The 16618-nt window shown below is 62.5% G+C and carries 8 protein-coding genes; 6 read left to right on the forward strand and 2 right to left on the reverse strand.

Annotated features, from left to right (window positions below):
* Nucleotides 1-86 precede the first annotated feature (86 nt).
* Nucleotides 87-1754, reverse strand: coding sequence for an FAD-binding protein (locus QZZ60_RS01145; RefSeq protein WP_295636634.1), 1668 nt, complete (start codon nucleotides 1752-1754; stop codon nucleotides 87-89).
* A gap of 211 nt (nucleotides 1755-1965) precedes the next feature.
* Here QZZ60_RS01145 and QZZ60_RS01150 point away from each other — a divergent pair, with 211 nt between their 5' ends.
* From QZZ60_RS01150 to pbpC, 5 genes are all read left to right on the forward strand, one after another.
* A complete protein-coding gene (locus tag QZZ60_RS01150; RefSeq protein WP_295636637.1) occupies nucleotides 1966-2919 on the forward strand; it encodes a LysR family transcriptional regulator in 954 nt (317 codons plus the stop codon).
* Nucleotides 2920-3140: 221 nt separating this feature from the next.
* On the forward strand, nucleotides 3141-4985 hold the full coding sequence (gene dnaX / locus QZZ60_RS01155; RefSeq protein WP_295636640.1) for a DNA polymerase III subunit gamma/tau: 1845 nt from the start codon (nucleotides 3141-3143) through the stop codon (nucleotides 4983-4985).
* A gap of 48 nt (nucleotides 4986-5033) precedes the next feature.
* A complete protein-coding gene (locus QZZ60_RS01160; RefSeq protein WP_295636643.1) occupies nucleotides 5034-5345 on the forward strand; it encodes a YbaB/EbfC family nucleoid-associated protein in 312 nt (103 codons plus the stop codon).
* 230 nt (nucleotides 5346-5575) lie between these two features.
* Nucleotides 5576-11158 carry an MG2 domain-containing protein gene (locus tag QZZ60_RS01165; protein ID WP_295636646.1) on the forward strand — a complete coding sequence of 1861 codons (5583 nt, stop codon included), beginning with the start codon at nucleotides 5576-5578 and terminating at the stop codon, nucleotides 11156-11158.
* A gap of 49 nt (nucleotides 11159-11207) precedes the next feature.
* Nucleotides 11208-13532: a penicillin-binding protein 1C gene (gene pbpC, locus QZZ60_RS01170; protein ID WP_295636649.1), complete on the forward strand. Its 2325-nt coding sequence runs from the start codon at nucleotides 11208-11210 to the stop codon at nucleotides 13530-13532.
* 92 nt (nucleotides 13533-13624) lie between these two features.
* Here the strand turns inward: pbpC and QZZ60_RS01175 are convergent, their stop codons facing one another.
* Complete coding sequence (locus QZZ60_RS01175; protein WP_295636652.1) at nucleotides 13625-14611, reverse strand: RluA family pseudouridine synthase; 987 nt, start codon at nucleotides 14609-14611, stop codon at nucleotides 13625-13627.
* Nucleotides 14612-14828: 217 nt separating this feature from the next.
* Between QZZ60_RS01175 and QZZ60_RS01180 the strand changes: the two genes are divergently transcribed.
* On the forward strand, nucleotides 14829-16535 hold the full coding sequence (locus QZZ60_RS01180) for a 30S ribosomal protein S1 (RefSeq protein ID WP_295636655.1): 1707 nt from the start codon (nucleotides 14829-14831) through the stop codon (nucleotides 16533-16535).
* Nucleotides 16536-16618: the final 83 nt, after the last annotated feature.

The raw sequence follows: 16618 nt of genomic DNA on the forward strand, positions 1-16618 counted from the left end.
AGGGGGGCGTCGGAACGCTGCTCCGGCGCCGGGAAACCGCCGCGGGGCGTTGCCGCCCCGGCAGACAGTTTCAGACGGAAAGGGCTCTACAGAAGAGGGGCCTTGCCCCAATGGTACTCGGTGCCGTTCTTGCCCTTGAGGAGAAGCAGAGGCTTCGCCATGTCGGGATTGAGATTGGGGTAATCGGTAATCTTGTACACGCAGCGGCCCGTTTCCTTGCGTTCCATGGTGGCCTTGATGGCCAGTTCGCACACCTTGAGCACTTCGCACGATTCATGGCAGCGCATGAGGTCGCGCAGGGTGTCGGCATGGAGCTGAGGAATCTGTTCTTCAAGGAAGGTGATCTTTTCCAGAGCGCGTTCCATGCCGGCCATGGAGCGACGGAAGCCCATGTAGTACATCATGACGTTGCGGGCGGCCTCTTCCAGTTCCTGGTAGGTCAGTTCCTGATCGTTGCCGAGGGGGGCAAAGACGCTGGACTTCACCTGGGCGGCAAGGTCTTCGTCGATCTTGCCGGCTTCGGTCATGCCGGAAGCCTTCATGGCGGCCTGACGGCCGGCTTCGAAGCCGCCGCACATGGCGCCGGAGCAGTACAGGAAGATGCTGCCGCAGAACAGTCCGGGAACGGTGGTCTCAAACTGGTCGTTCACCGCGATGGTGCCGCCGAAGATGAGTTCGCCGATTTCCACTTCCAGCAGCTTGTGCTGGAAGTCGGTGCCGGTGCAGTCGGCCCAGTCGCCGAAGGTGGCCTTGTCGCCGGGCATGAGGATGTACTGCAGTTCATGCACGATCTCGGGATCGACATGACGCATGTCCATGTAGAAAGGCGGGCCGTTGCCCTCGAGCTGTTCCTGGTAGGTGCCCTGAATCTGATTGTTGCGCACGCCGTTTTCCCACATGGGGTCGTACTTGCCCATGAAGCGTTCGCCGATGGCGCTGACTTCATGAGCGCCCGAGCTGTTGATGCCGTTCATGCCGGGGCATCCGTAGCCCTTGGGCTCCATGGTGGCGCGCTGATAGGTGTCGAGTTCGGTGACGGCGGCGCCGGCATCATAGCCGAGCACCACGCCCGCGCCCGTGTTGTAGGGGTACATCCACACGTTGTAGGGGTTGTGCGTGGAGTTGTTGTAGCCGCGGGTGGAAGAACGACCCTGAGCGGACACCACGGTCTTGGCGCGGATGATGACGAATTCACCGGTCGACACGTTCCAGCCGAGCACGCCGCAGGCCTTGCCGCCGTCGGTAAGGATCTTCATGGCCATGATGCGGTCAAGGACATGGACGCCGGAGTCGCGAACGATGCGTGCCATGACGCGCTTGATGGTCATGCCGTTGGCAATGTGAACCCACCAGGTGCCGGGCTGACCGAAGCCCTGCGTGCGCTTGTAGGTTCCGTCGGGGTTCTTGCTGAACTGAACGCCGCGGTCTTCGAGGCGCTTCAGCATGTGGTACATGTGATTGTACCAGCCGTTGACGATCATGGTGGGGGAATAGCCGGTCAGAGGCTTGGAGTAGAACTTCACGAGATCGTCTGCGGTGTCGAAAGGCGAGCCTTTTTCGTTCAGAACGGCCATGTAGTGGTCGTTGCCGCCACCAATGCAGCCAGAACTTTCCAGCTTGCCCTTATCCAGCAGCACGACATCCAGACCCTGCTCGCGGGCTCCGAGGGCGGCGCCGCAGCCGGACGCGCCAGAGCCGATGACAAGCACGTCCGTTTCGATCAGCGTGCCAAGCGGATGAGTTGAACTTTTCATGACTCCTCCCTGATTCTGAATATACATCGGATGGGAAAGAGAGCGCGGCTTTGGGCGGGGACAACGGAATGGGGGCCGCGCCGGAATCATTCCCGTCGTGTCAATGATTTCACAAAAACACGTTCAGTTGTCAAATCGAAAAAAAATTTTTATTGTTTGATGAAATCACACAGTAACACGACTGAACGCTCAGCCATGGGAGGACCGCACCATGATTGAAGAACTGGGAGGAGATTTTTTTCAGCATTTACGGGGGTTTTACTATACTGCAAAGACGGGAAGCATGCGCAAGGCCGCCCAGCTCATGAACAGGAACCCTTCCACCATCAGCTGGCAGATACGGCAGCTCGAACAGCAATTAGATACAGTGTTATTCGATAGATACATGAAAAGACTGCGTATCACTCCGGAAGGTGAGAGATTGCTCACATGGACGATTTCCACCTTTGAACTTTTGCGCGGCATGAAGTCCGACATCAGTTCTCCGTCGGGAGTGCTGCGCGGGACCATCAGCATATCGAGCAACTTGCCCTTTTCTGCACGAGTGGTGCGCATCATCGCTGCCTTTCGCAGAGAACACCCTGAAGTTCATATAAAAATCCGTCGTGCGCTGCCCTATGAGACCGTGGACGACGTGGCCAGCTCCCGCGTGGACTTCGGGCTTACCGGCATTACGCACGAAGCGCCCAACTGTTCCCTTGAGGAACTTTTCACCTCGCAGCCTCTGCTCATTGCCAGAGAAGACAACGACTTCGGGCTTCCGGAAAGGCCCACGGCGGAGGATCTCATCCGTCTGCCGTTCATTTCCTTTCTTGCGGAAAACATGGAGGAGAGCGGAGATCCTTACTTCGACACCTCTCTTGCCTCGCTCTCGCAGCCTCTTCAGACCGTGCTCAGCGTGAACAACTACCATCTCATGCTGCGCTATGTGAAACAGGGCATGGGCGTGGCCGTCATGGACGAGCTTTGTCTCATGGCCAGCAAGTACGGCAATCTCGGCGAGGGGCTGCGGTCCTATCCTCTGGAAGGCATTCTGCCGCCGGTGCACAACGGCATTCTCCTGCGCCATCACAAGCATCTGAGCCCGCAGGCTGCCGCCCTCATCGAAAAAATACGGGTGGAGGTGAAGGAGAGTCTGGCCAGGGAACAGGAACTGGCCCGCTGACGGGCGCGGAGAGTCCGGGATTTTTCCGAAGTCGGGAAACGCGCCGCCTGCGGTGCGGAAGCGGTTACGGACTGCCGCCGCTTTTTTCTGCGTGCTTGACCGGAGCAGGGGCAGGCCGTAAGGTTTTCAAGAATTTTCTGTACCTGTCGGCCCCCGCGGGCCGCATGATCTGCCGCGTCCCGTCCGTTCGGGCAGGAACGCGGCCAAAGCGGACATACATTATGGCAGCAAACGCATCCCTTGCGGCCCTGTACCGGCCGCAGACCTTTGCCGAGGTGGTAGGGCAGGACATGGTGAAGTCCATCCTTTCCCGCGCCGCCCGCGAGGACCGTGTGGCTCCGGCCTATCTTCTCAGCGGCACGCGAGGGGTGGGCAAGACCACCATAGCCCGCATATTCGCCAAGGCGCTCAACTGTGAACACGCCCCCACCGGAGAGCCCTGCAACGAGTGCGAGGCCTGCCGTCGCATCACGCAGGGCAACTTTGTGGACGTGGTGGAAATAGACGGCGCGTCCAACCGAGGCATAGACGACATACGCCGTCTGCGCGACGCCGTGGGCTACGCGCCTCTTGAGGGCCGCTACAAGGTCTTCATCATCGACGAAGCGCACATGCTCACCAAGGAGGCGTTCAACGCCCTGCTCAAGACGCTGGAGGAACCCCCTGCGCGCGTGACCTTCATCATGGCCACCACGGAGCAGCACAAGTTTCCCGTGACCATCGTGAGCCGCTGTCAGCATTTCGTGTTCCGGCAGATCCCCGAAGCCACGCTGGAGGCGCACATCTGCGACATTCTTCAGCGCGAGGGACGTCCCTTTGAGAAGGAGGCCGCTCATCTCATCGCCCGCCGGGCGGCGGGCAGCGTGCGTGACTCCATGTCGCTGCTCGGGCAGGTGCTGGCCCTCGGCTGCGCACCGGACGAACCGCTTACGGCGCGGCAGGCACGCGAGGTCCTCGGTCTTGCCGGTCAGGAAGTGATGGACAGGCTGCTGGACGCGCTTTCCGGGCAGGATGCCGCGGCCATCACGGTGCTTGTGCGCGAGCTTCTGGCTCAGGGCGCGGACATGGGCTTCTTCCTGCGGGAGCTTTGCGGCCTGTGGCGCAATCTTTTCCTCATGAAGCAGACGGGCAGGGAAACGGCAAAGGATCTCGATCTGCCTGAAAGCGAGCTTGACCGTCTGTCTTCCATGGCGTCGCGCTTCTCGCTCACCTACATTCATGCCGCCTGGCAGATGACGCTCGACTCTCAGCGCCGCATTCTGACGAGCCTTGAGCCTTCCGCCGGTCTTGAGCTTCTGCTTTTGAATCTCGCCATGCTGCCGAGACTGCTTCCGCTGGAGGAGCTGGCGCCGCTTTCTCCTTCCGCCGCGCAGGCCGCGCCCTCCGCGCCCCCCGTTTCCTCGGCGGCGTCTTCCGCGTCTTCGGCCGCGTCCGGAGAAACGTCTTCCCCGCTCCGGGCCGAAGAGCGCGCTCTTTCGCGTCCCGCGCCGCAGACGTCGGCTCCGGCCGCACCGTCGCGTCCGGCAGAACCGGAACGTCCCGTCATTCCTGCCGCGTCCGCCTTTGTTCCCCCGGTCGCGGCAACGCCCGCTTCCTCTCCCGCTCCCGTGCCTTCGGCAGAACCTTCCGCGCACTTGACGGAAGGAACGAAACCTGTTGAAACTCGGGCTCCGGCGCCGCGTCGCCCTTCTTCGGAATGGAAGGACGTGCCGGTGGATCCTGCCCTGACGTGGGCGGGCTTTCTTGAGACCTGTCAGGACAATCGCGACATTCCTCTGCCCATGCTGCGTCAGGTCACGGGCGAGGTGCGCGGCGACTGGCTCGTGCTTCAGGCGCTCTCGCAGGTCATCGGCATGCAGCTTCAGCGAACCGAAAAGCTCCGCGTGCTTGAGAATCTTGTGGCCGCATGGGCGGGCAGGCCTCTGCAGATCGTCTTTCGTCCTCCGCAGAAAATCGTGCGCACCGAGGCCGAACTCAAGGAAGAGATACAGTCGCATCCCGTCATCAAGAAATTTCAGGACGTCTACGACGCCAGACTGGTGCGCTGTACCCCCATCAACCGTTAACATGACGACAGAAGGGCCTGCGGCCCCTGTCCTTCAAGGAGACAAGGCATGAAGAACATGAACGATCTGCTGCGCCAGGCTCAGGTGATGCAGAACAAGATTGCGAAGCTCCAGCAGGAAATGGCCGAGAAGGAAGTGGAAGCTTCCGCCGGCGGCGGCATGGTGAAGGTCGTCATGAACGGCCGTCAGGAAATGAAGTCCATCACCATCGACAAGTCCGTGCTGGAAAGCGGTGACACGGAAATGCTGCAGGACCTCATCATCACCGCCGTGAACGAGGCCGTGCGCATCGGCCGCGCCAACCTTGACCGCGAAATGGCCAACATCTCCGGCGGCATTCATTTGCCCGGAATGTTCTAGTCCCTTCCGGGCAGGTCCCGGAGGCGATGAAAGGGCTCCGTTCCTCTTCGTGAGGGCGGAGCTTTTTTGTACTCGAAGATGCGTGGGCAGGGCCGGAATCCGTTTTTTCAGCAAAGGGGCCGCATTTTGCTTCTTCGGAGGAAAGGAAGCGTTTTCGAAGGGATTTTTCCTTTCTTGTCGGGCAGAAAGAAGTTCTTTATGATGAAGAAAAATGCCTCTGGAGGATGCCCATGTTCCGTAGGGTCCCCCTTGTCGCCTTTCTGCTTCTGTGGTCCGTGGCCGCCGCCTTCGGCGCTTCCGAAATTTCTCCGGCCTTCATCCGCGCCGTGGTGACGGCTCCTCTGGAGGGAGATGCTCCGCTTCGGGTCTGGCTTGATTCCGACGAGCCGTTGTGCCGGGAGACCTACGGGGAGGAATGGACGAGCCGCTGTTTCGTGGCGCCCGGCAGGGAGGGAGCCGTCGTGCGCGGCGTCCGCCTTGTGCCGGAAATTCCCGGGGAATGGCGCTGGGACGATGAAAGAACGCTTGTGTTCCGGCCGAAGACTCCGTGGCCGGCGGGACAGAACTTCGAGCTTGTTCTGGACGATCTGCCGCTTCCGTCCCGCGCAAGGCTCACGTCCTCCCGTGCCGACTTTGCCACGCCGCCTCTGGCGCTTACCCGTCTGAGTGCGGACGTGTGGGTGGACCCCGATCTTGACGGCGAACGGGCCGTTTCCTTCGACATGAACTTCACCACTCCTCCGGATCGGGCGATCGTCGAACGGGACGCGCGTCTTGACGTCGCCGACAGTGCGCTTCGCCTCGGCAGACCTGAATTCATATGGGGAGAGGGCGGAACCTGCCTTGTGAGGGCGCGTGTGCTGTCTCTGGCAAGGCAGCCTTCCGCGGTTACGTTTTCCCTTCCCGGCGTGGCCGGAGAAGTACGGAGCAATGGAGCTTTCTGGAACGTTCCCAGAGGACGGGAAACGGCTGTTGCCCAGGTGACGGTTCCCGGAACGGAGACGATTTTTGCGGTGAACAAGGCTTCGCTTGAGCCGTCGAGGGATGAAAATCTTGCCGGAGAGTACCGCCTCACGCTGGAAACGAGCCTTCTGGTCAGACCGGACGAGCTTGCCCGCGCCATGAAGGCGCTGCGCCTTCCCCGCACGCAGAACGCGCAGGCCGTGTCCGCCACGGTGTGGACGGCTGCGCCCGTCATCGACGAGGAAACGCTTTCCCGCGCCGTGCCCGTGACGCTTGTGCCCCTGCAGCAGGCCGACGTTCCTTCCGGCAGGATAAGCTTCAGCGTGAAGACGGAGCCGGGCAGCTATCTTCTCTTTCATCTGCCGCAGGGCTTCGGGCCGTCGGCCGACTTCACGCTGGCTTTCCCGTGGAACGAGGTCTTTCATGCCGCGCCGTTTGAGCCGGAGCTTGATTTTCTTCAGCCCGGCAACGTGCTGGCCCTCGGCGGAGAACGCAGGCTGGACATCCATTCCAGCGGGCTCACCTCCATACGCTGGAGAGCATCGCGCGTCATGGATTCCTATCTCGGTCTTCTTGCCGCGCATCCCTCGCCGTTTTCCGCCCGGGGTATTCTTTTCGACGTGTTCTCCGAAGCGGCCGAAGGCAGCATTTCCCTTCGGCGCACCGAACCCGGGGAGCCGCAGTTTTCCGTGCTTGACGCCGCGCAGCTCTTCAAGGACGGACACGGTCTTGCCTACATAGAGCTTACGGGCATGGACGGGGACAGAAAGGTGGCGGAGGCCTCGCGCTTCGTGCTTGCGACCGACCTCGGACTCATCGTCAAGGAGGGGGCGGCAGGCGGGCGCGACGTGTTCGTCTGTTCGCTTTCCGGCGGAAAGCCCGTGTCCGGGGCTAAGGTGAGCATAGTGGGGGCCAACGGACTTGCCGTGGCCGAGGCTGTGACCGACGCCGACGGTCGTGCCTTTCTGCCGTCCGTTTCCGGCCTTGCGCGTGAGCGCATGCCCGTGGCCGTGACGGCCCGTGCGAAGGGGGCGCGGGGCGAAGACATGGCCTGGATGCCTCTTGGCGACGAGAGCCGCGTCGTGGATCTTTCCAGATTTGCCACGCAGGGGCAGACCAGCCGGGCCGACGGCGTGAACGCCTATGTGTTCAGCGAACGCGGTCTGTTCCGGCCGGGAGAGACGCTGCGCTTCGGCATGCTTCTGCGCCGGGGCGACTGGAAGGCGCTTCCCGCGGATATGCCTCTCTTTGTCGAGCTTGCGGATCCCTCAGAACGCACGGTGTTCCGGCGCATGATCACGGTCGGTGCGGACGGCATGGCGGAAGTGAGCTGGAAGGCTCCGGAGAACGCCGCCGCCGGACGATACCGGCTTGACGTTCGTACTCCGGACGGTCGGGGCATGGACGTGGTGCTCGGTTCCGCCGCGGTGAGGGTGGAGGAATTCCAGCCGGACGTCATGGCGCTTTCCCTTTCGCTTTCGCCGGAGCCCGGCAGAGGCTGGCTCAGGGCGTCTTCCGCGTCCGCGAATGTGACGCTCCGCAATCTTTTCGGCTCGCCCGCGGCGGACAGGCGCGTCCGGGGACAGCTTTCGGTGTGGCCTGCACCGCTTTCCTTTGACGGCTACGGCAGTTTTGCGTTTCACGACTCCGTGCCTTACAAAGGATCGCCGCTGACGCTGGAACTCGGCGAAACCCGTACCGATGCGGAGGGCAGAGCCTCGCTGCCGCTGCCTATTGAAAAGCTTCGCGGCGGAACGCTGCACTGCCGGCTTCTGGTGGAGGGATTCGAGAGCGGCGGCGGGCGTTCGGTGACGGAGGAAAGGGAATTCGTCGTGTCTCCGCTCGACTGCGTGCTCGGCTTCCGCCCTTCCGGCACGGGAGGCAATCTCGACTTCATTCCCCGGGGCGGCGACGCCGCGCTGGAATTCGTGGCCGTCGGCTCCGACCTTGCTCCCGCAAGTCCCGGAGAGCTTTCGTTTCAGGTGTCCGCAAGGCGCTACGTGACTTCCCTCGTCACCGACGGCGAGGGCAGGTATCGCTATGAGGATACGCCGGTGGATCGCGTGATTTCGGAGTCAAAGGTGACCTTCGACCGCGACGGGCGGGCGCACTGGGCCGTTCCCACCGAAACGTGCGGGGAATTTCTGCTGGAGGTGCGCGACGGGGAAGGGCTGGTCATGGCTTCCGTGCCCTTTACCGTGGCCGGAAACTCGGATCTGCGTCTTGCCGCGCTTTCGACGCTGCCGTCGGGATCTCTGAGGATGCACCTCGACCGCGTTTCGCTCTCTTCCGGGGATACGGTGCGGGCCTTCATTTCTTCGCCGTACGAGGGGACGGGGCTCATCACGCTTGAGCGCGACAGCGTGGTGTCGTGGCGCTGGTTCCATGCTCCCGCAGGCGACAGCGTGCAGGAAGTGTCTGTTCCCCGAGATTTTGAGGGACGCGGTTATGTCAGCGTTTCTCTTGTGCGGTCCCTTGCCTCGCCGGACGCCTTCATGAATCCTTACGTCTTTGCCGTGGAGCCCGTTTCCGTGAACGTGGAGCGGCGGGACATGAAGCTTGCTCTGAAGGGACCGGAACGCCCCGTTCCGCCCGGATCGAAGGTTCCCGTGACGCTCACCTCCTCCCGGCCGGGCAGAGCCCTTGTTTTTGCCGTGGACGAGGGAGTGCTGCGGCTTACCGCCTTTCCCACGCCGGACCCGCTGCGCTATCTTCTGAACGACAGGGCTCTTGAAGTGGAAACGAGGCAGATGTTCGATCTGCTCATGCCCGAGCATGGCACCTTCCGCATGCCCGCCTTCGGCGGCGGCATGGCCGCTGCCGGAGGCCGCTTCCACAATCCCTTCAAGCGCAGGGGCGAGCCGCCGCTTGCCTGGTGGTCGGGACTTGTGGACGTGAAGGCAGGGGAGAACAGCTTTGAGGTCCCCGTGCCCGCCTATTACAGCGGCACGGTGCGTGTCATGGCCGTGGCGGCCTCGCCGGACGCGGCGGGAAGCTCCGAGACCTCCGTCGTGGCTCGCGGTCCCGTAGTCATCACTCCGCAGCTTCCCGTTCTGGCCGCTCCCGGAGACGAGTTCGAGGCTGCCGTCGCCGTGGCCAACAATACCGGCGCGACGCTTCGTGCAGCCCTTTCGCTTTCGCCCGATCCGGCGCTGCGACTGGTGACGCTTCCGCCTTCCGAGATCACGGTGGAGGCGGGGAAGGAGCATGTCTTTCCCTTCCGCGTGGAAGTTCGGGATGCGCCGGGCGGCGCAAATATCGGATTTTCGCTGTCCGGCGAAGGGGTGGAGGCCCGACGCTCGGCTTCTCTTTCCGTCCGACCCGCTTCGCCGCTGCGAGGCTCTCTGGTACTCGGCACGGCATCTTCGTCCGTTTCGCTGAGCACGGGAAGGGAGCTTTATCCGTACGGAGCAAGGGGGTCGGCTTCGGTTTCCGCGCTGCCCATTCCTGCGCTGCGCGCTCTTGTGCGCTATCTTGACTCCTGTCCCTATTCCTGCACGGAACAGCTCATAAGCCGGGCCATGCCCTGTGCCCTGCTTCTGCAAAGGCCTGCGATTTTTGCCGACGGACGGCCGCAGGATGAGGCGGTCCGCCTCATGCGCGAGAGACTGGACGAGGCGCTCCGGGCCGTGGAAGCCTCGCTGTCGTGGCGCGGCGTTTCCCTGTGGCCGGGCGGAGAGCCGGATCTTCTGGTCACGGCCTGTGCCGCCGACTTTCTTCTGACTATGCGCGAGGCCGGGGCCGAGCTGCCCGGAGGCCTTCTTTCCGACGTGTTCAACGCCCTTGAAAAGGCTGTGGACAGAGCGCCTTCCTCCCTTGAGGAAGGGAGAACGCAGGCCTACGCCCTGTGGGTGCTCACCCGGGAGGGGCGCATCACCACGCAGGCGCTGGAAGCGTTGCTTCGTCGTCTGGAAGAGGATTTTCCGGCATGGCGGCAGGACGTGACCTCGACCCTTGTCGCGGGGGCTTGGGCCGTCATGCGCATGAAGGACGAGGCGCAGCGATTTGTGGAGATGTACCGCAGGCCGGGGCCGGAGTTTCGCGGGGAAGGTCTTGATGCGCTCTCTTCGCTCAGCCTGCGCGCCTCCGTGCTGGCCAGACATTTTCCGGACAGGCTGGAAGATCTGCGCGGGGAACTTTCCGAGGAGCTCTTCGACGCCGCGGGCGGCGGATACGTGACGCTTTCCGCCGCGCTTGCCGTGCGCGCCCTGCTCGACATGGAAAGGGCTGCCCCCGTGCCGGAGGGCGTGTCGCTGGTATGTACGGCCATGCAGCCCGGTTTCGACGACGTGGCGTTTCAGGCGCAGAACGTCGGGAACATGCTTACGCTTTCGGCTCCGGGATGCTCATCCTATGCGCTCAGCCTTCCCGAGATGGGACAGACGCTGTATGTCGAAGTGTCCGATGAGGGCTTCGACCGCAGACCTCCGGCGGAAGCCCTGTCCGAAGGCATGGAGGTGACGAGGCGGTATCTTGACGCCGAGGGCAATGTCGTGACCGCAGTGAGGCTGGGCGACGTGATCACGGCTCAGGTGACGGCCCGCGCCTACGGCGGGACGGTGGAGAATGCGGCGATCGTTGACCTTCTGCCCGGCGGCTTTGAGATGGAACTTTCCTCTCTTCCGGCTGCGGAGACTTCGGCCGCTTCCGGTGACGGAACCGTGATTGCCGACCGCAGGGAAGACCGCATGATCTTCTTCACTCCGCTCGGTACGGAGCCTTCCTCGTTTTCCTATCGTCTTCGTGCGGTGAACCGGGGCAGCTTCGTGCTGCCGCCCGTGCAGGCGGAAGCCATGCATGACGCCGGTGTGCGTGCGCATTCGTCCGCCGGAAGAATCATCGTGGAATGACGGACCCGCCCTCTTCCCGGCGGAAGGGGGCGTTCGGGGAGGATGAACGTTGCGCGGCACGGCGGGAAAGATCGTTTTTGCGCTCATGGCGGCCCCGGTCGTCGTCTTCTGTCTCTGGCTGGCGTTCAGCCCCCGGCCTCCGCTTCTGGACGGCGTGGAGTTCTCTTCCCTCGTGCTCGACGGTGGAGGAGGGCTGCTCCGCATGGGGCTGACGCGCGACGAGAAGTACCGGATACGGGTGTCGCTGCACGAGGTGGCCCCGGAAGCCGTGCAGGCCGTGCTTTTGTACGAGGACAGACACTTTTACCGGCATCCGGGCATAAATCCCCTTTCGACGCTGCGGGCGGGACTTTCCATGCTGGGCGGCTCGAGGCGCATGGGCGGTTCCACCATCACCATGCAGGTGGCGCGTCTCAGACTCGGCCTTTCGACCTCCACGGCCGCGGGCAAGCTCGTGCAGATGGCACGCGCGCTTCAGTATGAGCGGCACTACGGCAAGGATGAGATTCTCGAGGCTTATTTCAATCTTGCGCCTTATGGGGGCAACGTTGAGGGCATAGGAGCCGCCTCGCGCATCTATTTTCACGTGCCGCCTTCCCGGCTTTCCCTTTCGGAAAGTCTGGCTCTTGCCGCGGTGCCTCAGAATCCCGTGCGGCGTTCGCCCCTGAACGGCCCGGATTTCGAGAGCGCACGGGCGAGAATGACGCGGCTTGTCCTGCCGGAACGACAGAACGGTTCGGAAGGCCGGGGCCGGGCGCCTTTCTCCGGCATGGCCTCCCTGCCGCCTCTTCGCGTGTACGGGCCGGCTTCGCTTCCCTTCGACGCTCCGCACGTGTCGGGCGAGCTTCTGCCGCTTTCCCGCGACGGCGCGCCTGTTCGATCCTTCATCGACCGGAGACTTCAGGGCATTCTGGAGCGATCCCTGGCCGGTTTTGCCGCACGGGGCAGACGCTACGGCCTTACCAACGCCGCCGCACTGGTCATTCACTGGCCGAGCATGGAAATCCGGGCTCTGGCGGGCTCCGCAGATTTCTTCAACGACGCCATTGCCGGTCAGGTGGACGGCACGAAGGCAAGACGTTCCCCCGGTTCGACGCTCAAGCCCTTCATTTACGGCATGGCTCTTGATCAGGGGCTCATCCATCCCCGCACGCTTCTTGAAGATTCCCCCCGCAGCTTCGGCGGCTACGATCCCGAGAACTTCGACCGCGTCTTCCGCGGTCCGCTGCCCGCAGAGGAGGCGCTTCGCGCAAGCCGCAACATCCCCGCCATCGTGCTGGCCTCCAGGCTCAGACCGGGATTTTACGGCTTTTTGCAGAGAGCGGGCGTGAAGATGCCCTTTTCCGAAGAGCATTACGGACTCAGTCTCGTGCTCGGCGGCGCGGAAGTGAGCATGCGCGAGCTCGGAGGACTGTACGCCATGCTCGCCAATCGCGGCGTGTGGCGCGAGCCGAAGCTGTATGCGGGAGAGAAGACGCGGCCCGCCGCACCGCTGCTTTCTCCGGAAGCGGCGCTGGTCACGCTGCGCATGCTGGAAGACGGCGTGCATTTCGTGCGTTCCGCCTCCGGTCCCGTGCCTCTGCGCTTCAAGACGGGCACGTCCAACGGTTTTCGAGACGCATGGACGGCGGGCGTGGCCGGTCCCTACGTGCTGGTGGTGTGGGCGGGCAATTTCGACAATTCTCCCAATCCTCTGCTTGTGGGCGGCGAGGTTGCGGCCCCGCTTTTTGCCGACATGGCTCAGGCCGTGGCCTCTTCGGAGAGGGATTTTGCCGACCTTGTTCCGCGTCAGCAGGAAGGGCTGAACATCACGCGGGAAAAGGTATGCGCGGCCACCGGAGACCTCGACACGTCTTTGTGCCGCGAGGTCGTGGAAACCTGGTACATCCCCGGCCGTTCGCCCACGCGGCCGTCGGGCGTGTTCCGCACCATTCTCATCGACCGGGAAACGGGACTTCGTGCCTGTGAAGCCGTGCCCGGCCGCACGGAAGAGGTGGTGTGGGAGTTCTGGCCCTCCGATCTGCGCGCGCAGTTTCTTCGGGCGGGCGTGGTCAAGAGCGTTCCTCCGCCCTTCGGCCCGGGGTGCGGAACGCAGCCTGTTTCAGGCTCGCCCCCGCGCGTGGTCTCGCCGAAGGAAGGGGTGGTCTACCGGCGCAGCCTTTCGGCTCCGGAGAAGACCGGAATACCGCTTACGGCCGAGGCGGACGCCGATGCGAAGGCCGTGTTCTGGTTCGTGAAGGAACGCTTCATCGGCCGCTGCGTTCCGGGAGAGACGCTGCGCTGGCTTCCGGAAGACGGCGTGCACGAGCTCAGAGTGGTGGACGACAGGGGCCGGTCCTCCTCGCAGACGGTGACGGTGCGCGCCGTTCCCTGAAACTGCCGCTTGGCGAATCTCCCGTGGTAGGAGGCGGAATGCCGCTTGCCGCGGAAGATTCGTTCTTCCGACGGAACACCGCCGGATGTTCGTCAGCGCCCGGGATGGGGGGAACGGCGTTTTTCGTTCTTTCCGGGCTTTCCCTTCCAGGCCCACGGGCCCTTCCACGGCGGCACAAGCTCGAAGTCGAGCTTCGTTCCGCCGGGCACGGGGATGGTCAGTCGGAAGGCATGCAGCTTCAGAGCCTCGCGGGGCGATTCCTCGCCCGTGCCGTACCAGGGATCTCCCACGACGGGGTGCCCGCGTGAAGCAAGCTGCACGCGTATCTGATGGGTGCGTCCGGTAAGAAGATGAACGAGCAGAAGCGTGCGCTCCCTGCCGTGAACAGTACGGCACGCAAGAGCTCTGACCACGCAGCGGGCTTCTTTTGCCGTGTCGTCTCGGTCGGAGGCAACGGCCTTCATGCGCTGCGCGCGCGGATCTTTGGTCAGAGAGTCCCTGAGTTCCTCGGGGCCGTCCTTGGACCAGCGCCCTTCCACCCAGGCCAGATATTCCTTGTGCGGACGCTCTTCGCCTCTTCCGGCAAGGGCGTCGGTGAGAAGACGCACGGCCGCGTAGGTCTTGCCGGCCACGAGAAGTCCTGAGGTGTCCCTGTCCAGCCGGTGCACGGGCGCGGGCACGAAAGGGGCGTCCGCGCGCTCTTCGGCCAGAATGGAGGCCACGCTTTCCCGGTGCCCGGTGCCTCCCTGCACGGGAAGGCCCGCGGGCTTGGCCAGAACGAGCACGTCGTCGTTTTCAAACACGACGTCGAGACGCGAACGCTTCTTTTCGGCGGTTGCAGCAGCGGCGCTTCCCGCGGGCAGACGCTCGGCAAAGGGGGGAACCCGCACCATGTCGCCCTCGTTCAGCCGGTCGAAGGCCTTCGCTCTCGCGCCGTTCACACGCACCTGTCCCGTGCGTATCCAGCGGTGGAAGTCCGCCGTGGGGGCGTTGACGCGTCTGTGAAGAAAATTGAGGAGTTTCTGCCCTGATTCCGCCCTGCTGACGGAAAGAGCCCGTGTGTCCCTTTCGTTGTCCATGCTCTCTGAACGTTCCTTTTGCATCGCTTATGACGTGTTTTACTTTGCTTTATCGTAGAATTTTTCTCTTCTTGCGTCCAGATTGCGGACAAGCAAGAAAAAAGAGTTTTTCCCGGGAAGGAGGACAGAAACAACTTGTGCATCCATGGCATTCCTGCTATGTAGAGAGACCTGCCCGACGAGGGCAGAAATCTGTTTGTTAGGTTGGAGGATCCGTATGGCAACTGCCGAAAACATGGAAAACCAAATCGATTCCGAAATGAGCTTTGCGAGCGCACTCGAAGACTATCTCACCCCCGACATGGGCGACCTTGAAGAAGGTTCCATCGTCAAGGGCGAAGTCGTGCGCGTGGACGACGATACTGTGCTGGTGGACGTGAACTTCAAGTCCGAAGGCCAGATCCCCGCTGAGGAATTTCGGGACGCTCAGGGCAATATGACGGTCAAGGTCGGCGACCGCGTCGATGTGTACGTTGTCCGCAAGAACGAAATGGATGGCACCATCACCCTTTCGTTCGACAAGGCCAAGCGTATGCAGCTGTTCGACCAGCTCGAAGACGTGCTGGAAAAGAACGGCACCATCACCGGCACCATCACCCGCCGCATCAAGGGCGGCTACACCGTCGATCTCGGCGGAGTGGAAGCCTTCCTGCCCGGTTCTCATGTGGACCTCCGTCCTGTTCCGGACATGGACGCTCTGGTCGGCCAGCAGTTTGAGTTCCGCGTTCTCAAGATCAACCGCCGCCGCAGCAACGTCATCGTTTCCCGCCGCGTGCTGCTTGAAGAAGAACGCGACACCAAGCGCGCCGCTCTGCTCCAGACCCTGGCCGAAGGCCAGATCGTCAAGGGCAAGGCCAAGAACATCACCGAGTACGGCGTGTTCGTCGACCTCGGCGGTCTCGACGGTCTTCTGCACATCACCGACATGTCCTGGAAGCGCATCCGTCATCCCCGCGAAATGGTGTCTCTGGGTCAGGAACTGGAACTCAAGGTTCTTTCCTTCGACAAGGAGAACCAGAAGGTTTCCCTCGGTCTCAAGCAGCTTGTTCCCGATCCCTGGCAGGACATCACCGCCCGCTTCCCCGAAGGCTCTCACCATGTCGGCAAGGTGACCAACCTCGTTGACTACGGCGTGTTCGTGGAACTCGAACCCGGCGTGGAAGGCCTCGTGCACATCTCCGAAATGTCCTGGACCCGCAAGCTCCGTCATCCTTCCCAGATGGTGCATCAGGGCGACGAGGTTGAAGTGGTCATCCTCGGCGTGGACAGCGAGAAGAAGCGCATTTCCCTCGGCATGAAGCAGGTCAAGCCCAATCCCTGGGAACTCGTCGGCGAACGCTTCCCCGAAGGCACCGTCATTGAAGGCGTCATCAAGAACATCACCGAATTCGGCATGTTCATCGGCATCGAAGACGGCATCGACGGCCTCATTCATGTGTCCGACATTTCCTGGACCAAGAAGCTGCGTCATCCCGGCGAACTGTACAAGGTGGGCGACGTGGTTCAGGCCAAGGTTCTCACCGTGGACCAGGAGAACGAAAAGTTCACCCTCGGCATGAAGCAGCTCACCGAAGATCCCTGGAGCACCGTGCCCGCCCGTTATCCCGTGGGCAACATCATCACCGGCACCGTGACCAACGTGACCGACTTCGGCCTGTTCGTTGAAGTGGAAGAAGGCATTGAAGGCCTCATCCACGTGACCGAACTCGGCAAGAAGGTGAAGTCTCCTTCCGAACTCTACAAGGAAGGCGACGTGGTCCAGGCCAAGATCATCCATGTTTCCGCTGATGAACGCCGTCTCGGCCTCTCCATCAAGCAGATCAAGGACGACGAAGAACGCCGCAAGCCCAAGGATTATCATTCCGGCGACAACAGCATCAGCCAGACCCTCGGCGACCTGCTCAAGCAGAAGTTCAACGACTAATCGCTGAGTCTGCATGAATGTACGCGGGGCGGAAAGCACAGCTTTCCGCCCCGTTTTTTATAAGACGAAGCGCGCAGGAGCGT

The organism is uncultured Mailhella sp. (genome assembly GCF_905187505.1).
Classification (GTDB): Bacteria; Desulfobacterota; Desulfovibrionia; order Desulfovibrionales; family Desulfovibrionaceae; genus Mailhella.

What these genes read in the sequence shown, in the direction of transcription:
- QZZ60_RS01145 (WP_295636634.1), bottom strand. Translation starts at nt 1,754, where the DNA reads ATGAAAAGTTCAACTCATCCGCTTGGCACGCTGATCGAAACGGACGTG.
- QZZ60_RS01150 (WP_295636637.1), top strand. Translation starts at nt 1,966, where the DNA reads ATGATTGAAGAACTGGGAGGAGATTTTTTTCAGCATTTACGGGGGTTT.
- dnaX (WP_295636640.1), top strand. Translation starts at nt 3,141, where the DNA reads ATGGCAGCAAACGCATCCCTTGCGGCCCTGTACCGGCCGCAGACCTTT.
- QZZ60_RS01160 (WP_295636643.1), top strand. Translation starts at nt 5,034, where the DNA reads ATGAAGAACATGAACGATCTGCTGCGCCAGGCTCAGGTGATGCAGAAC.
- QZZ60_RS01165 (WP_295636646.1), top strand. Translation starts at nt 5,576, where the DNA reads ATGTTCCGTAGGGTCCCCCTTGTCGCCTTTCTGCTTCTGTGGTCCGTG.
- QZZ60_RS01175 (WP_295636652.1), bottom strand. Translation starts at nt 14,611, where the DNA reads ATGGACAACGAAAGGGACACACGGGCTCTTTCCGTCAGCAGGGCGGAA.
- QZZ60_RS01180 (WP_295636655.1), top strand. Translation starts at nt 14,829, where the DNA reads ATGGCAACTGCCGAAAACATGGAAAACCAAATCGATTCCGAAATGAGC.